Source organism: Streptomyces luteosporeus (assembly GCF_039532865.1).
Classification (GTDB): Bacteria; Actinomycetota; Actinomycetes; order Streptomycetales; family Streptomycetaceae; genus Streptomyces; species Streptomyces luteosporeus.
In genome coordinates this window covers 102,905-124,686 of the sequence record NZ_BAAASL010000021.1, presented here as the reverse complement: position 1 = coordinate 124,686, position 21,782 = coordinate 102,905, and the positions used below count along the sequence as shown (strand labels likewise).

Here is a 21,782-nt window from a genome sequence, read left to right as displayed (position 1 = left end):
CCACGAGCGGCCGCGGCGCGGCGGCCCGCGGCGGCGCCAAGGGCGGCCCCCGCCGGAGCCCCGAGGCCGGCGCCCCCGGACGCGACCGGCGCTCCGCCCCGGCCCGCCCCCGCGAGCTCGACGCCAAGATCGAGGAGCGCAACCGGGAGCGGCACAACAAGCCGCAGGTCAAGACGCCCAAGACCTTCGGCGAGCAGGAGGGCGAGCGCCTGCAGAAGGTGCTGGCCCGCGCCGGCATGGGCTCGCGCCGCGCCTGCGAGGAGCTCATCGAGATGGCCCGCGTCGAGGTCAACGGCCGGATCGTCACCGAGCAGGGCCTGCGCGTCGACCCGGAGAAGGACGAGATCAAGGTCGACGGCCTGACCGTCGCCACCCAGTCCTATCTTTTCTTCGCCCTGAACAAGCCCGCCGGCGTCGTCTCCACCATGGAGGACCCCGACGGCCGCCAGTGCCTCGGCGACTACGTCACCAACCGCGAGACCCGCCTCTTCCACGTCGGCCGCCTCGACACGGAGACCGAGGGCATCATCCTGCTCACCAACCACGGCGAGCTGGCCCACCGCCTCACCCACCCGCGCTACGGCGTCCAGAAGACCTACCTGGCCGCCATCACCGGCCCGCTGCCGCGCGACATCGGCAAGCAGCTCAAGAGCGGCATCCAGCTGGAGGACGGCTACGCCCGCGCGGACAACTTCCGCGTCATCCAGCAGACCGGCAAGAACTACCTGGTGGAGGTCACCCTCCACGAGGGCCGCAAGCACATCGTCCGCCGCATGCTGGCGGAGGCGGGCTTCCCGGTCGAGAAGCTGGTCCGCACCTCTTTCGGCCCCATCGCCCTGGGCGACCAGAAGTCGGGCTGGCTGCGCCGCCTGACGAACACGGAGGTCGGCATGCTGATGCGCGAGGTCGACCTGTAGCAGGCCCGGCAGGCGCTGCCCCGGGGCGTGGCCCCGGGCGCACCCTGGGTCCTCGAACGCCGGACGGGCTGCCTAGCAGCCCGTCCGGCGTTTCACGACCACACCGCCAGCCCCGTCGCCCGGCCCTCCGCGTCGCGCTGGATCTCCATCATCCCGTCCACCGCGTCGCGGGCGATGCGGCCGTAGACGTGGGGGAAGAGGGTGCCGGGGGCGACGCCGGGGGGTGGGGTGGGGGCGGCGGGCTCCCAGCGGACGAGGACGCCGAGCTTGTGCTCGTCGATGAGCAGGGCCATCAGCGGGCCCGGCACCTCGCGGTAGAACGCCGTCGCCACGGCCAGCGTGGTCGCCTCGTCCGGGGAGCAGTGGACGAAGCCCTCGTCGGCCAGGGAGGCGGGGGAGTAGGGGCGGTCGGGCACGGCCAGCCAGTCGTCCAGCGGGACCACGTGAAAGATCATGGCTCGTTTCTACCCGACTAGGCTGGGCCGTGTGAGAACCGCGCTTGTCATCGGAACCGGACTGATCGGCACCTCCGCCGCCCTCGCCCTGGCCGCCCGGGGCGTCCACGTGCACCTGAGGGACCACGACCCCGCCCAGGCCCGGACGGCGGCCGCGCGCGGCGCCGGTACGGACCAGGCGCCCGAGGGGCCGGTGGACCTCGCGATCGTCGCCGTGCCGCCGGCGCACGTCGCCGCGACCCTGGCCGAGGCGATCGGCGACGGGGTGGCCCGCGCCTACCTCGACGTCGCGAGCGTCAAGGGCGGCCCGCGCCGGGAGCTGGCGGCCCTGGGCTGCGACCTGAGCCGTTACCTGGGCACCCATCCGATGGCGGGCCGGGAGCGCTCGGGGCCGATGGCCGCGAGCGCCGACCTCTTCGAGGGCCGGCCGTGGGTGCTCACGCCCACCCACGACACGGACACCGAGGTCCTCAACGTCGCCCTGGAGCTCGTCTCCTTCTGCCGCGCGGTGCCCGTGGTGATGGACGCGGACGCCCACGACCGGGCCGTCGCCCTGGTCTCGCACACCCCGCAGCTGGTCTCCAGCCTGGTCGCCGCCCGGCTGGAGGACGCCGACGAGACGGCGGTGCGGCTGTGCGGCCAGGGGATCCGGGACGTCACCCGCATCGCCGCCTCCGACCCGCGCATGTGGGTCGACATCCTCTCCGCCAACCCCGGCCCCGTGGCCGACGTGCTGGCCGCCGTCGCCGGCGACCTGGACGAGGCCGTACGGGCCCTGCGCGCCCTGGACTCCGCCGACGAGGACAAGCGCCTGGACGGCGCCGCCGGTATCGAGGGCGTGCTGCGGCGCGGCAACAGCGGGCGGGCCCGGGTGCCGGGCAAGCACGGCGCGGCCCCGGCCACGTACGAGACCGTCACGGTGCTCATCGGCGACCAGCCGGGCGAGCTGGCACGGATCTTCGCCGACGCCGGCCGGGCGGGCATCAACATCGAGGACGTCCGCATCGAGCACGCCACCGGCCAGCAGTCGGGCCTGATCCAGCTGATGGTCGAGCCCGGCGCGGTGGCCCCGCTGTCGGCCACCCTGCGGGACCGCGGCTGGTCGGTGCGGCAGTAGCGCGGCAGCGGCTGCGCGGGGTGGTCCGGCGAGCCAGTAACCTTGTGTGAGCCCACCGAAGGGCTCACCATCGACCACCCCGTGCACGAGGAAGGTGTCCGACACCGTGGAAACCGCCGCCCGGACCGCCCCGGCCGCTGTCGTCGTCGGCATCGACGGCCCCTCCGGCACGGGCAAGTCCAGCACCTCCAGGGCCGTGGCCGCCAAGCTGGGCCTGCGCTACCTGGACACCGGCGCCCAGTACCGGGCGATCACCTGGTGGATGCTGGCCAACGGCATCGACGTCGACGACGCCGCCGCCGTGGCCCAGGCCGCGGGCAAGCCCGTGATCGTCTCCGGCACGGACCCGTCCGCCCCGACGATCACCGTCGACGGCGAGGACGCCGCCGGCCCCATCCGCACCCAGCGCGTCACCGCCGCCGTCAGCGCGGTCAGCGCGGTGCCGGAGGTGCGCACCCGGCTGACCGAGCTGCAGCGCGCCATCGCCGCCGAGGCCCCGCACGGCATCGTCGTCGAGGGCCGGGACATCGGCACCACCGTGCTGCCCGACGCCGACCTCAAGGTCTTCCTCACCGCCTCGCCCGAGGCCCGCGCGGCCCGCCGCAACGGCGAGCTCAAGGGCAAGGAGGCCGCCGACCTGGCCGCCACGCAGGCCGCCCTGATCAAGCGGGACGCCGCCGACTCCGGCCGCAAGACCTCCCCGCTGGCCAAGGCCGCCGACGCCGTCGAGGTGGACACCACCGACCTCACGCTCGAGCAGGTCATCGAGTGCGTGGTCACCCTTGTCGAGGACAAGCGGTCCGCGTGAGCGAAACGGGAGCCGCCGTCGGGCGGCGGATCGGCATCGGCCTGATGTACGGGCTGTGGAAGCCGCGCGTGCTGGGCGCCTGGCGGGTGCCCACCGCGGGCCCCTGCATCCTGGCCGTCAACCACTCCCACAACATCGACGGGCCGATGCTGATGGGCACCGCGCCCCGGCCGGTGCACTTCCTGATCAAGAAGGAGGCCTTCGTCGGCCCCCTGGGCGCCTTCCTGCGCGCCATCGGTCAGCTGGAGGTGGACCGCTCGGGCGCCGACCGCACCGCGGTCACCCGCGCCCTGGAGGTCCTGGGGCAGGGCGGCGTGCTGGGCATCTTCCCCGAGGGCACCCGGGGCGAGGGCGACTTCGCCGCCCTGCGCGGGGGCCTGGCGTACTTCGCGCTGCGCTCGGGGGCGCCGATCGTGCCCGTGGCGGTCCTCGGCAGCGCCGAGCGCAGGGGCCGGGCCATAGCGGCGCTGCCGCCGCTGCGCAGCGGCGTCGACGTGGTCTTCGGCGACCCCTTCGAGGCCGGCGACGGCACCGGCCGCCGCACCCGCAGCGCGCTGGACGAGGCGACCGTCCGCATCCAGCAGCGCCTCGCCGCCCACCTGGCGGACGCCAAGCGGCTCACCGGCCGCTGAACGAGACTTGAGTAGCGGGCCGTAAGGGTCCGCCGATGAAGAAGAACGAGGAACGGACTTCATGGACGACCAGATCCACACCGGCGACGAGCACGGTGAGCTTGGCGACGCCGAGTACGCGGAGTTCATGGAGCTCGCGGCGCAGGAGGGCTTCGACGCCGAGGAGGTCGAGGGCGCGCTCGGCGAGGCCGGCCACGGCCCGCTGCCGGTGCTCGCCGTCGTCGGCCGCCCCAACGTGGGCAAGTCGACCCTGGTGAACCGCATCATCGGCCGCCGCGAGGCCGTCGTCGAGGACCGCCCCGGCGTCACCCGCGACCGCGTCACCTACGAGGCCGAGTGGGCCGGCCGCCGCTTCAAGGTCGTCGACACCGGCGGCTGGGAGCAGGACGTCCTCGGCATCGACGCCTCCGTCGCCGCCCAGGCCGAGTACGCCATCGAGGCCGCCGACGCGGTCGTCTTCGTCGTGGACGCCACCGTCGGCGCCACCGACACCGACGAGGCCGTGGTCAAGCTGCTGCGCCGGGCCGGCAAGCCCGTCGTGCTGTGCGCCAACAAGGTCGACGGCCCCTCCGGCGAGGCGGACGCCGCCATGCTGTGGTCGCTGGGCCTGGGCGAGCCCATGCCCGTCTCCGCGCTGCACGGCCGCGGCACCGGCGACATGCTCGACGAGGTCCTCAAGGCCCTGCCCGAGGCCCCGGCCCAGACCTTCGGCAACGCCATCGGCGGCCCCCGCCGCGTCGCGCTGATCGGCCGCCCCAACGTCGGCAAGTCCTCCCTGCTGAACAAGGTCGCGGGCGAGGAGCGCGTCGTCGTCAACGAGCTGGCCGGCACCACCCGCGACCCGGTCGACGAGCTGATCGAGCTCGGCGGCAAGACCTGGAAGTTCGTCGACACCGCCGGCATCCGCAAGCGCGTCCACCTGCAGGAGGGCGCCGACTACTACGCCTCCCTGCGCACCGCGGCCGCGGTGGAGAAGGCGGAGGTCGCCGTCGTCCTCATCGACGCCAGCGAGACCATCTCCGTCCAGGACCAGCGCATCATCACCATGGCCGTCGAGGCCGGCCGCGCCATGGTCATCGCCTACAACAAGTGGGACACCCTCGACGAGGAGCGCCGCTACTACCTCGAGCGCGAGATCGAGACCGAGCTGCAGCAGGTCTCCTGGGCCCCGCGGGTGAACGTCTCGGCGCAGACGGGCCGGCACATGGAGAAGCTCGTCCCGGCGATCGAGACGGCGCTGGCGGGCTGGGAGACGCGGGTGCCGACCGGGCGCCTGAACGCCTTCCTCGGCGAGCTCGTCGCGGCCCACCCGCACCCGATCCGCGGCGGCAAGCAGCCCCGCATCCTCTTCGGCACCCAGGCGGGCACCAAGCCCCCGCGCTTCGTGCTCTTCGCCTCCGGCTTCCTGGAGGCGGGCTACCGCCGCTTCGTCGAGCGCCGCCTGCGCGAGGAGTTCGGCTTCGAGGGCACGCCGATCCACATCTCGGTGCGGGTGCGCGAGAAGCGCGGACGCAAGAAGTAGGCGGCGGGCACTGCGGGTCGGCTGGGGGTCCGGGGGTTATCCCCCGGGTGAGCACAGCGCGTTTTCGTAGAACGTCCCCACGGCCCTGGACCCCGCCCGCGGGTCCGGGGCCGTTGTGCGCCCGAGGCGCTAGTAGCCGCCGGGGCGGCCGTCGCGCTGGCCGCCGCCCGGCGGCAGCGCCGGCAGGGCCGCGCGCGGCCGGCCGTGGTGGTACGAGTCCCAGGCGGGGTTGTAGCCGGACGGCCCGTGGTACGCGGCCGGGCCGGTGAGCTGGCCGGCGGGGCCGTACCCGCCCCGGTTCGGGCCGAAGGCCTTGAACGCCAGCTCCTCCTCGCCCGCACGGTCCCCGGGCAGCGCCCGGAACGAACGGCGGTACTCGGCGCAGAGGGCGTCGTAGATCGGGGTCACCGATGCGGTGTGGCTCTCCGCGTAGGCGTCGCGGGGTGGCCGCATGCCGGGGATGGGGTGCGGGTACGAGGACCGGGCTGGTTCGTATGAGTACACATCCCTGCCAACGACCCCGGGGGCCGACGGATGCGGTCCGGGACGCGAATGGGCGGCCGGGACCATACCGGCGGGGTACGGCACGGCGGGGTGCGGCACGTACGGCACGGGCCGGTGGTCGCCGCTCATGTGCCCGCGAGCGGCATCGTCGCACCCACCAGGCGCCCGGCCGCCGCCGCCCGGTCCAGGGCCTCGCGCAGCAGGTCCTCCCGCGGCTGCGCGCCGATCGAGCCCACGGGCGCGGCGAAGACCACCACCCGGCCCGTCTTGTTGACCGCCGCCCGCCACTCGTCGGCCACCTGCATCGCCTGGTGCGCCTGCCACCACGCCTGCGGCGCGGAGCCGGCCGTCGGCGGCTGCAGCACGGCGTGCAGCCGGCCCATGGCCAGCAGCACCGACCAGCCCGGCAGCGGCGCCGGGACCTGCTCGACGTCGGTGACCGGCTGGAAGCCCTGCTCGGTGAGCAGGTCCAGGAAGACGTCGACCGGCCCGGTGGTGCCGGGGCGGGCGATGGGGGTCAGGGGCTCGACCACCAGGGCCGGGTGCACCTCGCCGCCGATGAGCACCAGGCCGCTGGTCACGCCGAGTTCGGCCTGCAGGGGGATCTCGGCCTCGACGCTGCCGGGGCCGTTGCCGGCCTGGATGGAGGCGACCGCGCCCTGCAACTGCTCCTCGGAGACGGGCACCACCTGCGAGGGGATGCAACTGGCGTGCGCGAAGGCCAGAACTGCCGTCTCCTCGCCCACGAAGAGCACGGTGCTGGTGGGCATGTGATCCGAATTGCCGGGGGTGCGGCAGGAGGTGCAGTCGTAGACGTCCGGGGCGTTGTTGCCGCCCAGCAGTCGCTCCGCTTCCTCGTCGCCGATCTCGGCGCGTACCTCGTCGCTGACTTCGAGCATGCGCGGCACAGGTGCTCCTCGAACTTGGGTATCGAAAATCCGATGTAACGAACGCGTCAGGCGAACCGGGCGCAACCCGGCTCGTAAGGAGACAACGGGAGATCCATGGCCTGGGTCACGCCCCGGAAAAGTTCCCGTTGCACCTACCGATTCGTCATCGCTTGGAGCACGACTTGGTGATCAATGCCAACCCCCGGCGGTGGCCCGCGGTCTAACCTCTCAGCAGAGGCGGACCGGGACAGGACGGTCCGCGCACACGGCTGCGTGAGGACGAATGCGCATCTCCTTCCTGATCCACAACGCGTACGCGATCGGCGGCACCGTCCGCACCACGTACACGCTGGCGGGCGTCCTCGCCGAGCAGCACGACGTGGAGATCGTCTCCGTCTTCCGGCACCGCGAGCAGCCCCTGTTCGCCCCCGCCGCCGCGGTGCGGCTGCGCCACCTGGTGGACCTGCGCCGCGGCGGGAGCGCCTACGAGGGCGACCACCCCGAACACGGGCGCCCCGCCGAGGTCTTCCCCCGCGCCGAGGGCCGCTACCGGCAGTACAGCACGCTGACCGACCGGCGCATCGCCGAGCACCTGCGGGGCCTGGACTGCGACGTGGTGGTCGGCACCCGGCCCGGCCTCAATGTGCACATCGCCCGGCAGGCCCGCCGCGGGCCCGTCCGCGTCGGCCAGGAGCACCTCACGCTCGGCACCCACTCCGCGGCGCTCAAGCGCGTGCTGCGCGCCCACTACCCGCGCCTGGACGCCGTCACCACCGTCACCGAGGCCGACGCCCGCACCTACCGCCGGCTGATGCGGCTGCCCGGCGTGCACGTCGAGGCGGTGCCCAACGGCGTGCCCGCCCCCGCGCTCGCCCCGGCCGACGGCAGCGGCAAGTGGGTCGTCGCCGCCGGCCGGCTGGCCCCCGCCAAGCGCTACGACGTGCTGATCCGCGCCTTCGCCCAGGTCGTCGCCCGGCGCCCCGACTGGCGGCTGCGCATCTACGGCGCCGGCGCCGAACGGGCCCGGCTGCGCGCCCTGATCGAGGACCTCGGCCTGTACAACCACGTCTACCTCATGGGCGCGGTCACCCCGCTGGACCCGGAGTGGGTCAAGGGCTCCATCGGTGTCGTCACCTCCAGCCTGGAGTCCTTCGGCCTGACCATCGTCGAGGCCATGCGCTGCGGGCTGCCCGTCGTGGCCACCGACTGCCCGCACGGCCCCGGCGAGATCATCGACGACGGGACCGACGGCCTGCTCGTGCCCGTCGGCGGCCCCGACGCCGTCGCGGCCGCACTGCTCCGGCTCATCGACGACGACGAACTGCGCCGCACCATGGGCGCCGCGGCGCTCGCCGCCTCCGCCCGCTTCGACCCCTGCCGCATCGCCGAGCGCTACGAGGCCCTCTTCACCGGCCTGCTCACGCGCGGCGGCCTGCGCGGCTCCCTGCACCGCACCCGCGGTGCCCTGCTCAGCGGTGCCTTCCGGGCCAAGGACCGGGGCCGCTTGGCCCTGCGGAAGGCGCGTGCCGCATGAAACCGACCTCCACGACCGAGGAGTTCACCATCGTGTCTGCCCCTGCCCCGGCCTTCGACGCGGGGAACCCCAGCGCCGACTGCATCGCGGACTCCGCGGGCGGACTGACCTTCGACCTCGACGCGCCGCACGGCACCGACGCCGCCGCACACTGGTCGGGAGCGCTCGTCCTGCGCCCGCGCGGCGCCGAGGACGAGTCGGCGGACGTCCTGTTGCCGCTCGCCCCCACCGGCGAGGGCCGGCTGCGGGCCGTCCTGCCCAGCACGGTCGCCCTGCCCGAGGGCCGCTGGGACGTGCACGTGGCCAGCGGCGAGGAGCCACCGCGCCGGCTGCTGCCGGGCCTGGCCGACCTGCGCTCGCTCGTCGACCGCCGCCCCGGGCCCAGCACCTCGCCGCTCGCGGTGCGCATCCCGTACGCCACCAGGCACGGCAACCTCTCGCTGCGCAGCTGGCTGCGGGGGCCGCACGCGGAGGCGGGCGACGTGCACGTCGGGGACGGCACGCTGACGGTGTGCGGCACGCTGTACCGGGTGGAGGACGCGGCGGCCTGGCTCGCCGGGGCGGCCGTCGAGGCCCGTCTGCGACGCGACCCCGCCGTCCGCGTGGCGGCCGCCGTCACGGCGGGCGGGGACCAGGACCGTGCGGACTTCTCGGCGGTGCTGCCGTGGGCGGCCCTGGGGGAGCACTGGCACGGTGGGACGGACGTGTGGGACCTGTGGCTGTGCCGCGGGGCGGGGGAGGAGGAGGTACGGATAGCCCGGCTGCTGGACGACGTCGCCGACAAGCGCCACGTTTTCGTCTACCCGGCGCGGAGCCTCTCCACCACTGGTGCCCCTGCCCAGGCGATCCCGTGCTACACGTGTGACAACGACCTTTCGGTGAGGGTGGAGGAGCGCCCTCCGGTGGGGTGAGCACCCGCCCCCGTCACGGTGCCGGCGCCGGCGTTTCCGTGGCGCGCACCGTCTCGGGGTGGTGGAGGTCGAACGCCGGGGACTCCGACCGGATGCGCGGCAGCGTCACGAAGTTGTGCCGCGGCGGCGGGCAGGACGTGGCCCACTCCAGGGAGCGGCCGAAGCCCCAGGGGTCGTCGATTTCCACCTTCCTGCCGTACTTCGCCGTCTTCCAGACGTTGTACAGGAACGGCAGCGTCGACAGCCCCAGCAGGAACGCGCCGATCGACGAGACGGTGTTCAGCGCCGTGAAGCCGTCGGCCGCCAGGTAGTCCGCGTACCGGCGCGGCATGCCCTCGGCGCCCAGCCAGTGCTGCACGAGGAAGGTCAGGTGGAAGCCCGTGAAGAGCGTCCAGAAGTGCATCTTCGCCAGCCGGTCGTCGAGCATCTTCCCCGTCAGCTTGGGCCACCAGAAGTAGAAGCCCGCGAACGTCGCGAAGACCACCGTGCCGAAGACCACGTAGTGGAAGTGGGCGACGACGAAGTACGTGTCGGTGACGTGGAAGTCCAGGGGAGGCGAGGCGAGGATCACGCCCGTCAGGCCGCCGAAGAGGAAGCTGACGAGGAAGCCCACCGCCCACAGCATCGGTCCTTCGAAGGACACGGAGCCGTGCCACATGGTGCCGATCCAGTTGAAGAACTTCACGCCCGTCGGCACGGCGATGAGGAAGGACATGAAGGAGAAGAAGGGCAGCAGCACCGCCCCGGTGGCGAACATGTGGTGGGCCCAGACGACCAGCGACAGCCCCGTGATGCAGATGGTCGCCGCGATCAGCGACCCGTAGCCGAAGATCGGTTTGCGGCTGAAGACGGGGATGATCTCCGAGATGATGCCGAAGAACGGCAGGGCGATGATGTAGACCTCGGGGTGGCCGAAGAACCAGAAGAGGTGCTGCCACAGCAGGGCACCGCCGTTCTGGGCCTCGAAGACCTGGGCGCCGAAGCGCCGGTCGGCCTCCAGCACGAGCAGGGCCGCGGCCAGCACGGGGAAGGCCACCAGGATCAGCACCGAGGTGAACAGCACGTTCCAGGTGAAGATCGGCATCCGGAACATCGTCATGCCCGGTGCCCGCATGCCGATGATGGTGGTCAGGAAGTTCACCGCGCCGAGGATCGTGCCGAAGCCGGACAGCGCCAGGCCCATGATCCACATGTCGCTGCCCAGCCCTGGCGAGCGGGCGTCGCTGCTCAGCGGCGCGTACGCGGTCCAGCCGAACGCCGCGCCGCCCTCGGGCATCAGCAGGCTGGCCACCACGATCAGCCCGCCGAAGAGGTAGAGCCAGTAGGCGAACATGTTCAGGCGGGGGAAGGCCACGTCCGGGGAGCCGATCTGCAGCGGCATGATCGCGTTGGCGAAGCCCGCGAAGGCCGGGGTGGCGAACAGCAGCAGCATGATCGTGCCGTGCGCGGTGAAGGCCTCGTTGAACTGCTCGTTGGTCACCAGCTGCAGCCCCGGCCGGGCCAGCTCGGCGCGCATCAGCATCGCCAGCAGCCCCGCGACGAGGAAGAAGCCGAACGACGTGATCAGGTAGAGGTTGCCGATCTTCTTGTGGTCGGTGGTGGTCAGCCAGTCGACCACCATGCGTCCGGGAGTGCGCTGCCTGGCCGGCCGGGCCGGGCCGGCCGCGGCCTGCGCGGTGTCGGTCCCCATCCGTGCCCCCTGCTGTCTCGTTCCCACTGGGCTCTCGGCACCCGCCATGATGCTCGCGTCGCGGGCGCGGCGCGAGAGTGCCTCGGTGGCGGGAGGCCCCGCACGGCTGCCGGAGCGTCAAATTCCGAATGCTCCGGAGCGGTCGGCGCACCGGAGCCCGGAATTCGAATCGATCATTACCCGGAGCGGACCCCGGAGCGGGAATTCGGGCGGGCCCTCCCGGTGGTCGGCGGCCGCCCTTCAGGAAGCGCCCGGTGAATTCCCCGGCGCGTTTATGTGGAGGCTCTGGGAAGGAAAAGGGAAGGCCCGTACGGGTGATGCGGGCCGGGCAAACTCCCCTGAGTTGTCTGTGACAGAAGTGTGACCAGTGGCGCGCCGGCGGGGACGGACCCCGCCTACCGCGCCCGTCCGCCGCCACCTACGGTGGCTGTCATGGCACCGCTGACGAACCTTCCGAAGGACCCCGACGACGACCCCGAGGGCTACACCGGGCTGCCCGCCGGCCCGGCCGCCGAGCGGGCCCGCGAGCGCGGCTGGACGGACGTGCGCACGCTGCCACCGGGCGCGATCATCACCATGGAGTACCGGGCCGGCCGGCTGAACTTCGAGGTCGAGGACGGCGTCGTACGCCGCTCCTGGAAGGGCTGAGACGCCGGAAGGCGGCCCCGGGACGTCTGTCCGGGGCCGCCTTCGGCGTATGTGCGTGTGTGCGTACGGTGGTGCGTACGACCCTGGTGGGCCGTCAGGCGGCGGCGCGGCCGCGGCCGGCGGCCGGGCCCAGCGGCGCGGTGCGCGGCAGGCGGTCGGCGTGCGGCGGCCGGCGGCTGCCGGTCGGGGTGACCGGCGTGCGCTCGGAGCGGGCCGTGTGCGGCCGGGGCGGCAGGTGCGGCCGGCCGTCGGCGACCCGGGCCGTGGCGCGGCTGCCGGCGCCCACCGGTTCGCGGACCGGGAGGTCGTCGTCGGCCGGGCCCCGCGGACCGCCCAGCGACACCCCCGCGGCGGCCGGCAGTGCGACCGGCAGTGCGGGCACGGCGCGGCGGGCCCGCAGCCGGCGCCAGGCCTCCTGCAGCCAGACGTCGGCACGCGCCATCGCCGGCTCGAACCAGGGCAGGGCCAGCAGCACCAGCAGGCCGGCCGTCCAGCCCAGGGTGACGTCGCTCATCCAGTGCGTACCGAGGTAGACCGTCGTCATCCCCACGCCGAGGGCGAGCAGCGCGGCGCTCACCGAGGCGATGCGGCGCGCGCGGGGGGTGGTGGCCAGGTAGGCCAGGACGCCCCAGGTGACCACGGCGTTCGCGGTGTGACCCGAGGGGAATATGTCGCCGCCGGCGAACATCTCGTTCGAGCCGACCGCGGTGGCGTAGTGCGGGCCGAGCCGGCCCATGCCCAGCTTCGCCGCGCCCACCGTCGCGTTCAGCAGCAGCAGCGAGGTGCCCAGCACCAGCAGCGGGCGCATCGTGCGCAGCTTGTAGGTGCGCCAGCCCAGCCAGGCGGCCACGGCCACGGCGGTCGGTCCGCGCTGGCCCAGGACCACGAAGTAGTCCAGGAAGGTGTGGATCTCCGGCCACTGCTTGTACGGCCGGAAGAGCATGACCTGCCAGTCGAACCGCACCGGCCAGGACGTGGTGAGCACACCGACCACGATCGCCGCGTACACCACGGAGGTCGCCACGAAGATCCCCAGACGGGTCCGGGTCATCCGTGGCGGCACGGCTTCGGTCGGGCGCTCCTCCGCTGGGACGAGCTCGTCGTTGGTACGCACTCAATGGACGTTACATTGCGTGACAGGAGGGTCCGGCCGATCGAGCCGCTTTGTGATGACGATGTGATGTGGAATGCGTCTCAATCGTGCTGCCCGGCATGTTTGGAACAGCCGCATAAGAAAAAGTTAAAGAAGTCCCGGCCGGTTCCCGGTAAAGGCCGGGAAATCTTGAATTGCTTTCCCTGGCGCGGTGTTTATCGGTGATTGACCGAGAGGTTCCCCGGCGTTTGCCCGGCCGCTCCGCGCCACCCGCCGAATTACGATCATGGGGGGCCGGAACCGTGCAGCCAGAACGCGCCGTAGACGGCCGACACCAGCGTCACGGCCGACAACACCGTCACCGCGCGCACCGTCCGTAGCCGGGCCAGCGCCACCGCCAGGGGCAGCAGCAGTGGAAAGGCCGGCAGCATCAGGCGCGGCTTGGAACCGAAGTAGCCCTTCGCGGTGAGCGCCAGCAGCACCACCGTGCCGGTGTACGCCAGCAGCGGCAGCGGCTGCCCCTGCCGCACCCCCTTCACATACAGCAGCACCACCAGCACGACCCCCGCCAGCAGCGCCAGGCCCGCGGGGAAGGCGGGCCCCGCCAGCCGTTCCCCGATGAAGGAGGCGAAGGCCAGACCGCCGTCGAAGCCGTTGCCCCAGCCGCCCTGCACCTCCAGGTAGCCGGTGACGCTGCCGGTGCGCGCCCCGACCCAGGCGACGTATCCCAGCCAGCCCAGCGGGGCCAGCACCGCCCCGGCCAGGACGCGGGCCGCGGGCGCACCCCGCTCCCCGCGGCGGGCCCGCACCAGCTCCAGCGCCGCCCCCAGCCACACGGCCGCGACCACCGCGGCGCCCACCGGCCGGGTCAGCCCGGCCAGCGCCGCCAACGCGCCGGCACCCGCCCACCGGCCGGTCAGCACGCAGTACAGGCTCCACGCGGCCAGCGCCGTGAACAGCGACTCCGAGTACGCCATCGACTGCACCACGCCCACCGGCAGCGCGGCCCACAGGCCCACCAGCGCCAGGCCCGCCCGGCGCCCGTACCGCAGCTCGCCGACGGCGAAGATCCCCCAGGCGGCCAGCAGGCCGGCCACGGCCGACACCACCAGGCCCGCGTCCGCGACCGACAGCGGCGACAGGTGCGAGACCAACCGCTCCAGCCACGGCAGCAGCGGGAAGAACGCCAGGTCGGAGTGGACCCTGCCGCCCGGCAGGTGCAGCGTGAAGCCGTACCCCTGCTCGGCTATTCGGGCGTACCAGACCGAGTCCCAGCGCCCGGAGAGCAGATGGCGGGCACCCTTGTCGTCCGCGAGCCCCCACAGCGCCAGCGCCACCAGGCCCACCGCCCGGATCCCCGCGTACAGCCACAGCGCCGCGGCCGCCCGGCGCAGGGCGGCCGCGGCGCCGGAGCGCGACAGGGAGAGGACGGCGGCCGGGGCCGGCCCGGCCGCCGGTCCGACCGGGGAACGCAGATCACTCACCGATCGATTGTCCCAGGCGGCGCGATGTGCCCCACGACGTGAGAGGCGCCACGTGGGATCCGGCAGGACCTCGCGTACTCTGTCGACTCACTCGCCCCTCTCAACCGCCGGGGCTCTTCCCGACCCCAGGCCCACGGCGGCCGCGAGCGCAGGACACGGAGGTGTGTGGATGTCCGGGACGACCACCGCCGGCCCCCGACGGCCGGTCGGCGTTCCCCGGCAGCGGCGCTCCCGCCGCGCGGACGACCACGGCGGCGCTCTCGCCGGCCGCTGGACCGTGCTCGTCGTCCTCTGCGTCAGCCTGCTCCTGGTCGCCGTCGACGCCACCGTCCTGCACGTCGCGGTGCCGGCCGTCACCGAGGACCTGCGCCCCGGCGCGATCCAGCTGCTGTGGATCGTCGACGTCTACCCGCTCGTGTGCGCCTCGCTGCTGATCCTCTTCGGCACCCTCGGCGACCGGGTCGGACGCCGGCGCGTGCTGCTGTTCGGCTACGCCCTCTTCGGCACCGCCTCCGCGCTCGCCGCCCTCGCCACCGCGCCCGAAGTGCTCATCGCCGCCCGCGCCCTCCTCGGCGCCGGCGGAGCCATGATCATGCCGGCGACCCTGTCGATCCTCCGCCAGGTCTTCCCCGACCGGCGCGAGCGCGCCCTGGCCATCGGCGTGTGGAGCGCCGTCGCCGCCGTCGGCGCCGCGGTCGGACCGCTGCTCGGCGGCTTCCTGCTCGAACACTTCTGGTGGGGCTCGGTCTTCCTCATCAACGTCCCGCTGATGATCGTCAGCCTGCCCGTCGGCCGCTGGCTCCTGCCGGAGTCCACCGGCGAACGCGACGGACCCTGGGACGTCCTCGGCGCCCTCATGGCCGCCTTCGGCCTCTTCGGCGTCGTCTACGGCGTCAAGCACGTGGGCGGCCCCGAGGCCCTCTCGCTGGACACCGTCGTCCCCGCCGGCGTCGGCGCCGCCCTCCTCGTCCTCTTCGTCCGGCGGCAGCGGCGGCGCGCCCACCCCCTGGTCGACCTCACGATGTTCGCCCGGCCCGCGTTCGGCACGTCGGTCGGCTGCATCGTGCTCGCCATGCTGGCCCTCGTCGGCCTCGAACTCATCGCCGCCCAGTACCTGCAGCTCGTCCTCGGCCTGACACCCCTGCAGACCGGACTGCGCCTGCTGCCCCTGACCCTCGCCGCCATGGCCGCCGGCCTCGCCGGCTCCCGCGTCCTGCAGCGCTTCGGGCCGCGCACCATGGTCTGCGCCGGCTTCGTGCTCACGGCCATGGCCGTGCTCTCGCTGACCGCCATGGGCCGCACCGACCGGCCCGCCACCCTCGTCGCCGCCTTCGTCGTCCTCGGCTTCGGGCTGGAGACGACCCTGTTCGGCGCGTACGAGTCGATGCTCAGCGAAGCGCCCGCGGAATCCGCCGGCGGCGCGGCGGCGATCGGCGAGACGTCCTACCAGCTCGGCGCCGGCATCGGCATCGCCCTGCTCGGCAGCGTCATGAACGCGGCCTACGCACCCGGCGTCGTCACCGTGCCGGGAGTGCCGTCGGCCGCCGGACTGGCGGCCCGGCACTCGCTCGGCGAGGCGTACGACGTCGCGGACCGCCTGGGCGGACCGGCGGGCGGCGCGCTGCGCGCGGCGGCACGCGATGCGTTCGTGTTCGGGCTGCATGTGACGCTCGCGGTCAGCGCGGGGCTGCTGCTGCTCGGCGCGCTGGCGGCGTTGCGGCTGCCGCGGGCGATGGACTGCGGGGCGCCTGCGGCGGTCCCGGCAGCGCGCGAGGGCTAGCGCCCGGCACGGGGCGCCCCGTAAGGGGCGCGGGGCAGTGCCGATCTGCGGCTGCCGCCGCGTGGGCGCGACCGGCCACCGACCCCGCGGCCGACGCGGCACCCCGCCTGCGGGCGCGCCGTGGCTGATCGCGCAGTTCCCCGCGCCCCTGCGGGGCGCCCCCGCACTGGACGGGGTGGGTTACTGCGCCGTAACGTCGTCGGCGCACCCGAAGATCACGCCCGCATCCGCCGGAGGCCCTCGTGTTCGACGCCCACGACCCCCTCGGGATCGACGACCTGCTCGGTGACGAGGACCGCGCCATCCGCGACGCCGTACGGCAGTGGGCCCGCGAGCGCGTGCTGCCGCACGTCGCCGAGTGGTACGAGCGCGGCGAGGTCCCCGCCCGCGAACTGGCCCGCGAGCTCGGCGCCCTCGGCGCCCTCGGCATGCAGCTCACCGGCTACGGCTGCGCGGGGGCGAGCGCGGTGCAGTACGGCCTGGCCTGCCTGGAGGTCGAGGCCGCCGACTCCGGCATCCGCTCCCTGCTGTCCGTCCAGGGCTCCCTGGCGATGTACGCGATCCACCGCTTCGGCTCGCAGGAGCAGAAGCAGCAGTGGCTGCCGGCCATGGCGACCGGCGAGGTGATCGGCTGCTTCGGGCTCACCGAGCCGGACCACGGCTCGGACCCGGGCGGCATGCGGACGTACGCCAAGCGCACCCCCGGCGGCGACTGGGTGCTGACGGGCCGCAAGATGTGGATCACCAACGGCTCGGTGGCCGGCGTGGCCGTCGTCTGGGCGCGCACCGACGAGGGCGTGCGCGGCTTCCTCGTCCCTGCCGGCACCCCCGGCTTCTCGGCGCCGGAGATCCGGCACAAGTGGTCGCTGCGCGCCTCGGTCACCAGCGAGCTGGTGCTGGACGAGGTGCGGCTGCCGGCCGACGCGGTGCTGCCGGAGGCCACCGGTCTGCGCGCCCCGCTGGGCTGCCTGAACCACGCCCGGTACGGGATCGTGTGGGGGGCCATGGGCGCCGCGCGCACCTGCTTCGAGACGGCGCTGGAGTACGCGCGCACGCGCGAGCAGTTCGGCAGGCCCATCGGCGGCTTCCAGCTGACGCAGGGCAAGCTGGCCGACATGGCGGTGGAACTGCACAAGGGGATCCTGCTGGCCCACCACCTGGGGCGGCGGATGGACGCGGGGCGGTTGCGGCCGGAGCAGGTGAGCTTCGGCAAGCTCAACAACGTGCGGGAGGCGATCGAGATCTGCCGTACCGCCCGGACGGTCCTCGGCGCCAACGGGATCTCGCTCGAATACCCCGTCATGCGCCATGCGACGAACCTGGAATCGGTGCTGACCTACGAGGGCACCGTGGAGATGCACCAGCTGGTGCTGGGCAAGGCGCTCACCGGCCTGGACGCGTTCCGGTGAGCGCCCGCATCAGCTCTGATTGCTGTGCTTTCCCGGGGGACCACCCCCGGACCCCCGGCCGTTCCCCTCGCCGCATCAGCTCTGATTGAAGAAGCCGCCGTTCGAGCGGCCCACGGGCTCGCCGCTGACGACCTGGTAGTCGGCCGGGGTGAGGAGGAACACCCGGTTGGCCACGCGTTCGATCGAGCCGCGCAGGCCGAAGGTCAATCCGGCGGCGAAGTCCACCACCCGCTTGGCGTCGCTGGGCTCCATGCTCGTGAGGTTGACGATGACCGGTACGCCGGCCCGGAACAGCTCGCCGATGCCCCGGGCGTCCCGGAATCCGTCGGGGGTGACCGTGGCGATGCGGGTGCCCTGCTCCTGGGCGACCTCGTCGGCCACCCGGACCTTGGGGTTGGTCACCCAGGAGTCGCCGGGCCCCTCGTCGGAATCCTCTTCGTAGCCGCCGTAGTAGCCCTCGTCATCGCTGTCGTCGACGAGGCCAAGCCAGGCACTCGCCTTGCGCACCGATCCCATGGACGCCTCCTCTCACACGCGGTGTGTTCCGCCCGCTCCTCTATGGTCGTCCATGATGCGGATGATGTGCCAAGTGGATGGCGGCCATGCGGGGATTTCGTGACGCATCTGGTGCAAAGCGGGTGGCGGTGCGTCAGAAACTCCTATGAGTGGACCGCAGGCGCTGGACCTGGGCATATGCGGCATCGTGCGGGCGAGCGGGCTCCGCCCCGGAACGATTGTCCCCGGTGACTAGGATGCCCGGGCGCATCGACACCACACACGGGGGCACGTTTTGTTCGGGATCATCAGGCCATGCCGTCACCGGCTCTCGGAGAGCATGCGGACGGAGTGGATGGCGCATCTTTGCGGTTTGTGCCTGGCACTCAGGGGCGACCACGGTCAGTTTGCTCGAATAGCAACCAACTACGACGGTCTGGTCATATCGGTACTCGTCGAGGCCCAGTCCGCGGCACCCGCGCCCGGCGGCGCCGGGGCCTGGCGGCGCAAGGCCGGGCCCTGCCCGCTGCGCGGCATGCGCTCGGCGCCGGTCGCCCAGGGCGAGGGGGCCAGGCTGGCCGCCGCGGTCTCGCTCGTCCTGGCCTCGGCCAAGATGCGCGACCATGTCGCCGACGGCGACGGCGTGTTGGCACGCCGTCCCGTTGCCGCGGCGGCGCGCCGCGTCGCCGCCGGCTGGGACCGGGCGGGCGCCCGTACGGGAGCGGAACTCGGCTTCGACACCGCCGTCCTGGTGGACGCGGTGGAGCGGCAGTCCGGCCTGGAGGCGCTGGCCGGCCCGGGGACCTCGCTGCTGGCCGTCACCGAGCCCACGGAGAGCGCCACCGCCGCCGCGTTCGGCCACACCGCCGTCCTGGCCGGCAGGCCGGGCAACCGGGCGCCGCTGGAGGAGGCGGGCCGGCTCTTCGGCCGGCTCGCGCACCTGCTGGACGCGGTGGAGGACCTGTCCGAGGACGCCCGCACCGGGGCGTGGAACCCCATCGCGGCCACCGGCACGCCACTTGAGGACGTGCGGCGGCTGTGCGACGACGCGGTGCACGGCGTGCGGCTCGCGCTGCGCGACGTGGAGTTCGCGAGCAGGAGTCAGGGCCGGCTCGCGCACCTGCTGCTGGCGCACGAGCTGGATCGGGCCGTGGACCGGGCGTTCGGGACGACGTCCGGCGGCGCCTGTGCCGTACGGCACAAGGGAGCCGTACGGCACGAGGGAGCGGGCCCCGAGGCCGCGTTCGGCCCGCCGCCGGTGATGCCGCCGCCGCCCGCACCGCCGGGGCCGCCGCGCCGCAGGCGCGGGCTGATCGCCGGCTGCGCGGTGTGGACGCTCATGTTCTGCTCGTGCCAGGTGTGCTGCAAGGACCCCTACGAGGACCCCTGGACGGGGCAGCCGCGCGAGGGCTGGTGCGCCAAGTGCTGTGACAACTGCGATGGACCCGACTGCGACGGTTGTGACGGCTGCTGCGATTGCTGCAACTGCTGTGGTGACGGTTGCGATTGCTGCGACGGCTGCTGCTGCGACGGTTGCTGACTGCGTAGCGGAGAGCGAGGGGAGGGGCGCGGCCACCGGCCGCGGGCGCGAAGGCGGCGGGAGGCGCCGCGCGGGGCGGCGTCAGCCCGTACAGGAAGCCGTACAGGAGGCGGACCACACCCGGCCGAAGTCGATGTGGTCCCGGGTGACGAGCCGCAGCCGAGAGCGCATGGCGCAAGTGGAGCAGGCATCCGCTTGCGCCGTCAACCGCCGTTCCGCCGCTGTGAGACGCACCGTTCACAGTGCGGGACGCGGTTGACAGTCCACCCGCGCCCCGCCGTAGCCTCGGCACCCGGCCGTGCTGAGGGGCGCGGCCCGCGCGAAGGCGACCGACCACCCGTCCGGTCCCGCACCCACGGAGCCTTCGCATGCCCCCGCACCCCTTACGCCCGGCCGCAGCCCCCCGCCTCGCCCTCGTCGGCACGGGCCCCCGCGGCACCGGCCTCCTCGAACGCATCGCCGCCAACGCGCCGGAGCTCCTGCACGGTTCGCCGCTCGACCTGCACCTCGTCGACCCCTACCCGCCCGGCGGCGGGCGCATCTGGCGGCGCGAGCAGTCCCCGCTGCTGTGGATGAACTCCCACGCCGAGGACGTCACCATGTACACCGACGAGAGCGTCGCCTGCGCCGGGCCCGTGCGGCCCGGCCCCTCGCTCGCCGAGTGGGCAGCGCTCGTCCGGGACGGCGGGCCGGGTGCGGAAACGATCCGCCTCGATCCGGGCACGGCCGCCGACGTACGGGCGCTGCACCCCCGCGACTTCGCCGGCCGCCGGCTGCAGAACGCCTACCTGTCCTGGGTGTACGAGCGCGCCGTCGCCGCCCTGCCGCCCGGCGTCGCCGTCCACCGGCACCGCCGCCGCGCCGTCCGCCTCGACCGGGCACCCGACGGCCGGCAGCGCCTGTGGCTGGACGGCGCCACTGCACCTCTGCTCGCCGACGTCGTCGTCCTGTGCCTCGGCCACCTCGACGCCGAACCCGACCCCGCCCAGCAGGCCCTCGCCCGCTTCGCCGCCGCCCACGACCTGACCTACCTGCCACCGCAGTTCACCGCCGACAGCGACCTGCGCGCCCTGCGCCCCGGCGAGCCCGTCCTCGTACGCGGCTTCGGCCTCGCCTTCACCGACCTGATGGTCCTGCTGACCGAGGGCCGCGGTGGCCGCTTCACCCCCGACGGCCCCGGCCGCCTCGCCTACCGTCCCTCCGGCCGCGAACCCGTGCTGTACGTCGGATCGCGGCGCGGCGTGCCGTACCGGGCGAAGATCGGCTACCCCTGGGACGGCGGACCGCTCACGCCGCCCCGCTTCCTCGGCCCCGCCCAGGCCGAGCAGCTGCGCCGGCTGCCCCGGGACCCCGACCTCCACCGCGACCTGCTGCCGCTCGTCGCCAAGGACCTGGGGTACGCCCACTACCACCGCCTGTTCACCGCCCACCCCGAACGCACGCGCACGCCCTGGCACGCCTTCGCCGAGACGTACGCCGCGAGCCCGCCCGGCAGCGCGGAACTCGACGCCCTGGTGGCGGCGTCGGTGCCCGACCCCGCCGACCGCTTCGACCTCGCCGCGCTCGACCGGCCGCTGGCGCTGCGCACCTTCCCCGACCCCGCCACCCTGCAGGAGGCGGTGCGCACCCACGTCGAGGCCGACATCGCCCGCCGACAGGACCCGCGGCACAGCCCCGACTTCGCCGTCTTCCTCGCCCTGCTGTCCCTCTACGGACAGCTCGGCAGCGCCGGCGGCCCCGCCTGGCACGGCTTCTTCAGCTACCTCGCCTCCGGGCCGCCCGCGCCGCGGCTGCGGCAACTGATGGCACTCTCGCGCGCCGGAATCGTCCACTTCCTGGGAGCGGACCCCGTCTTCACGACGGACCGGGAGGACGGGGTCTTCCGTGCCCACGCCCCGAGCGTGCCCGGGCACGTGGTACGGGCGCGGGCCCTGGTCGAGGCGCGCGTGCCGGAGCCGACCGTGGAACGGTCCCGGGACCCGCTGCTGCGGAGCCTGGCGGCGAAGGCCACCGGGCGCGGACTGCTCGCCGTCGACCCCGCCGACGGGCGGGTACGGCCCGGGCTCTACGCGCTGGGCCCCTTCACGGACGCGGGCGGCACGGGGGCGGCGTTCGCCCGGCCGGGGACGAACGCGGTGGCGTTCCGCCAGAACGATGCGACGGCGCGGGCGGTGCTTGCGCTCATGGCCTGCGGCGCCGGCCCCGACCCCACCCTTTCACCGTTTCCCGGGGCTCCGCCCCGAGCCCCGGACCGCGCTCCGCGCGGTGTCCTCAAACGCCGGACGGGCTGATTTCGGCATCCGCCGGTGGGCACAAACCGGCCCACCGGGCAGCAACCACCCCCGTACCCACC

At 73.8% G+C, this 21,782-nt stretch carries 19 protein-coding genes; 12 read left to right on the top strand and 7 right to left on the bottom strand.

Going from position 1 to position 21,782, the window contains the following annotated elements:
* Positions 1-917: pseudouridine synthase (locus tag ABD361_RS24770; RefSeq protein WP_344438097.1), on the top strand; the 917-nt coding region annotated here is incomplete at its 5' end.
* A 92-nt stretch (positions 918-1,009) separates the two neighbouring features.
* On the opposite strand, the gene ABD361_RS24765 is transcribed toward ABD361_RS24770, so the two are convergent.
* Positions 1,010-1,372, bottom strand: a complete 363-nt coding sequence (locus ABD361_RS24765) for a DUF952 domain-containing protein (RefSeq protein WP_344438095.1) — start codon at positions 1,370-1,372, stop codon at positions 1,010-1,012.
* 31 nt (positions 1,373-1,403) lie between these two features.
* Here ABD361_RS24765 and ABD361_RS24760 point away from each other — a divergent pair, with 31 nt between their 5' ends.
* From ABD361_RS24760 to der, 4 genes are all read left to right on the top strand, one after another.
* Positions 1,404-2,489, top strand: a complete 1,086-nt coding sequence (locus tag ABD361_RS24760; protein WP_344438093.1) for a prephenate dehydrogenase — start codon at positions 1,404-1,406, stop codon at positions 2,487-2,489.
* A 94-nt stretch (positions 2,490-2,583) separates the two neighbouring features.
* Complete coding sequence (gene cmk, locus ABD361_RS24755; protein WP_344438091.1) at positions 2,584-3,297, top strand: (d)CMP kinase; 714 nt, start codon at positions 2,584-2,586, stop codon at positions 3,295-3,297.
* 44 nt (positions 3,298-3,341) lie between these two features.
* The gene (locus tag ABD361_RS24750) at positions 3,342-3,929 is read left to right on the top strand and encodes a lysophospholipid acyltransferase family protein (RefSeq protein WP_344438112.1); all 588 of its coding nucleotides are present in this window, start codon (positions 3,342-3,344) and stop codon (positions 3,927-3,929) included.
* Positions 3,930-3,990: 61 nt separating this feature from the next.
* Positions 3,991-5,451 (top strand): ribosome biogenesis GTPase Der, encoded by a 1,461-nt coding sequence (gene der, locus ABD361_RS24745; protein WP_344438089.1) that lies wholly within the window; start codon positions 3,991-3,993, stop codon positions 5,449-5,451.
* Positions 5,452-5,580: 129 nt separating this feature from the next.
* Here der and ABD361_RS24740 read toward each other — a convergent pair whose 3' ends face one another.
* Complete coding sequence (locus ABD361_RS24740; protein WP_344438086.1) at positions 5,581-5,904, bottom strand: hypothetical protein; 324 nt, start codon at positions 5,902-5,904, stop codon at positions 5,581-5,583.
* 176 nt (positions 5,905-6,080) lie between these two features.
* The gene (locus ABD361_RS24735; protein WP_344438084.1) at positions 6,081-6,863 is read right to left on the bottom strand and encodes a hypothetical protein; all 783 of its coding nucleotides are present in this window, start codon (positions 6,861-6,863) and stop codon (positions 6,081-6,083) included.
* 265 nt (positions 6,864-7,128) lie between these two features.
* On the opposite strand from ABD361_RS24735, the gene ABD361_RS24730 reads away from it, so the two are divergent.
* Positions 7,129-8,379 (top strand): glycosyltransferase family 4 protein, encoded by a 1,251-nt coding sequence (locus tag ABD361_RS24730; protein ID WP_344438082.1) that lies wholly within the window; start codon positions 7,129-7,131, stop codon positions 8,377-8,379.
* The gene (locus tag ABD361_RS24725) at positions 8,376-9,290 is read left to right on the top strand and encodes a hypothetical protein (protein WP_344438080.1); all 915 of its coding nucleotides are present in this window, start codon (positions 8,376-8,378) and stop codon (positions 9,288-9,290) included. Before ABD361_RS24730 ends, ABD361_RS24725 begins: the two co-directional genes overlap by 4 nt.
* 13 nt (positions 9,291-9,303) lie before the next feature.
* Here ABD361_RS24725 and ctaD read toward each other — a convergent pair whose 3' ends face one another.
* Positions 9,304-10,980, bottom strand: coding sequence for an aa3-type cytochrome oxidase subunit I (gene ctaD, locus ABD361_RS24720; protein WP_344438078.1), 1,677 nt, complete (start codon positions 10,978-10,980; stop codon positions 9,304-9,306).
* Between the two features lie 432 nt (positions 10,981-11,412).
* Between ctaD and ABD361_RS24715 the strand changes: the two genes are divergently transcribed.
* Positions 11,413-11,628 carry an I78 family peptidase inhibitor gene (locus tag ABD361_RS24715; protein WP_344438076.1) on the top strand — a complete coding sequence of 72 codons (216 nt, stop codon included), beginning with the start codon at positions 11,413-11,415 and terminating at the stop codon, positions 11,626-11,628.
* Positions 11,629-11,722: 94 nt separating this feature from the next.
* Here ABD361_RS24715 and ABD361_RS24710 read toward each other — a convergent pair whose 3' ends face one another.
* Positions 11,723-12,742, bottom strand: a complete 1,020-nt coding sequence (locus tag ABD361_RS24710) for a phosphatase PAP2 family protein (protein ID WP_344438073.1) — start codon at positions 12,740-12,742, stop codon at positions 11,723-11,725.
* Between the two features lie 263 nt (positions 12,743-13,005).
* Entirely contained in the window at positions 13,006-14,205 is a 1,200-nt protein-coding gene (locus ABD361_RS24705; RefSeq protein ID WP_425583313.1) for a glycosyltransferase family 39 protein, read from the bottom strand.
* 169 nt (positions 14,206-14,374) lie between these two features.
* On the opposite strand from ABD361_RS24705, the gene ABD361_RS24700 reads away from it, so the two are divergent.
* Both ABD361_RS24700 and ABD361_RS24695 read left to right on the top strand, forming a co-directional pair.
* A complete protein-coding gene (locus ABD361_RS24700) occupies positions 14,375-15,985 on the top strand; it encodes an MFS transporter (RefSeq protein ID WP_344438071.1) in 1,611 nt (536 codons plus the stop codon).
* 242 nt (positions 15,986-16,227) lie between these two features.
* Positions 16,228-17,394, top strand: a complete 1,167-nt coding sequence (locus tag ABD361_RS24695; RefSeq protein WP_344438069.1) for an acyl-CoA dehydrogenase family protein — start codon at positions 16,228-16,230, stop codon at positions 17,392-17,394.
* Between the two features lie 75 nt (positions 17,395-17,469).
* On the opposite strand, the gene ABD361_RS24690 is transcribed toward ABD361_RS24695, so the two are convergent.
* On the bottom strand, positions 17,470-17,910 hold the full coding sequence (locus ABD361_RS24690) for a cell division protein SepF (protein WP_344438067.1): 441 nt from the start codon (positions 17,908-17,910) through the stop codon (positions 17,470-17,472).
* A 274-nt stretch (positions 17,911-18,184) separates the two neighbouring features.
* On the opposite strand from ABD361_RS24690, the gene ABD361_RS24685 reads away from it, so the two are divergent.
* On the top strand, positions 18,185-19,429 hold the full coding sequence (locus ABD361_RS24685; protein ID WP_344438065.1) for a DUF5685 family protein: 1,245 nt from the start codon (positions 18,185-18,187) through the stop codon (positions 19,427-19,429).
* Between the two features lie 368 nt (positions 19,430-19,797).
* A complete protein-coding gene (locus ABD361_RS24680) occupies positions 19,798-21,720 on the top strand; it encodes an FAD/NAD(P)-binding protein (RefSeq protein ID WP_344438063.1) in 1,923 nt (640 codons plus the stop codon).
* The last annotated feature ends 62 nt before the right edge of the window (positions 21,721-21,782 follow it).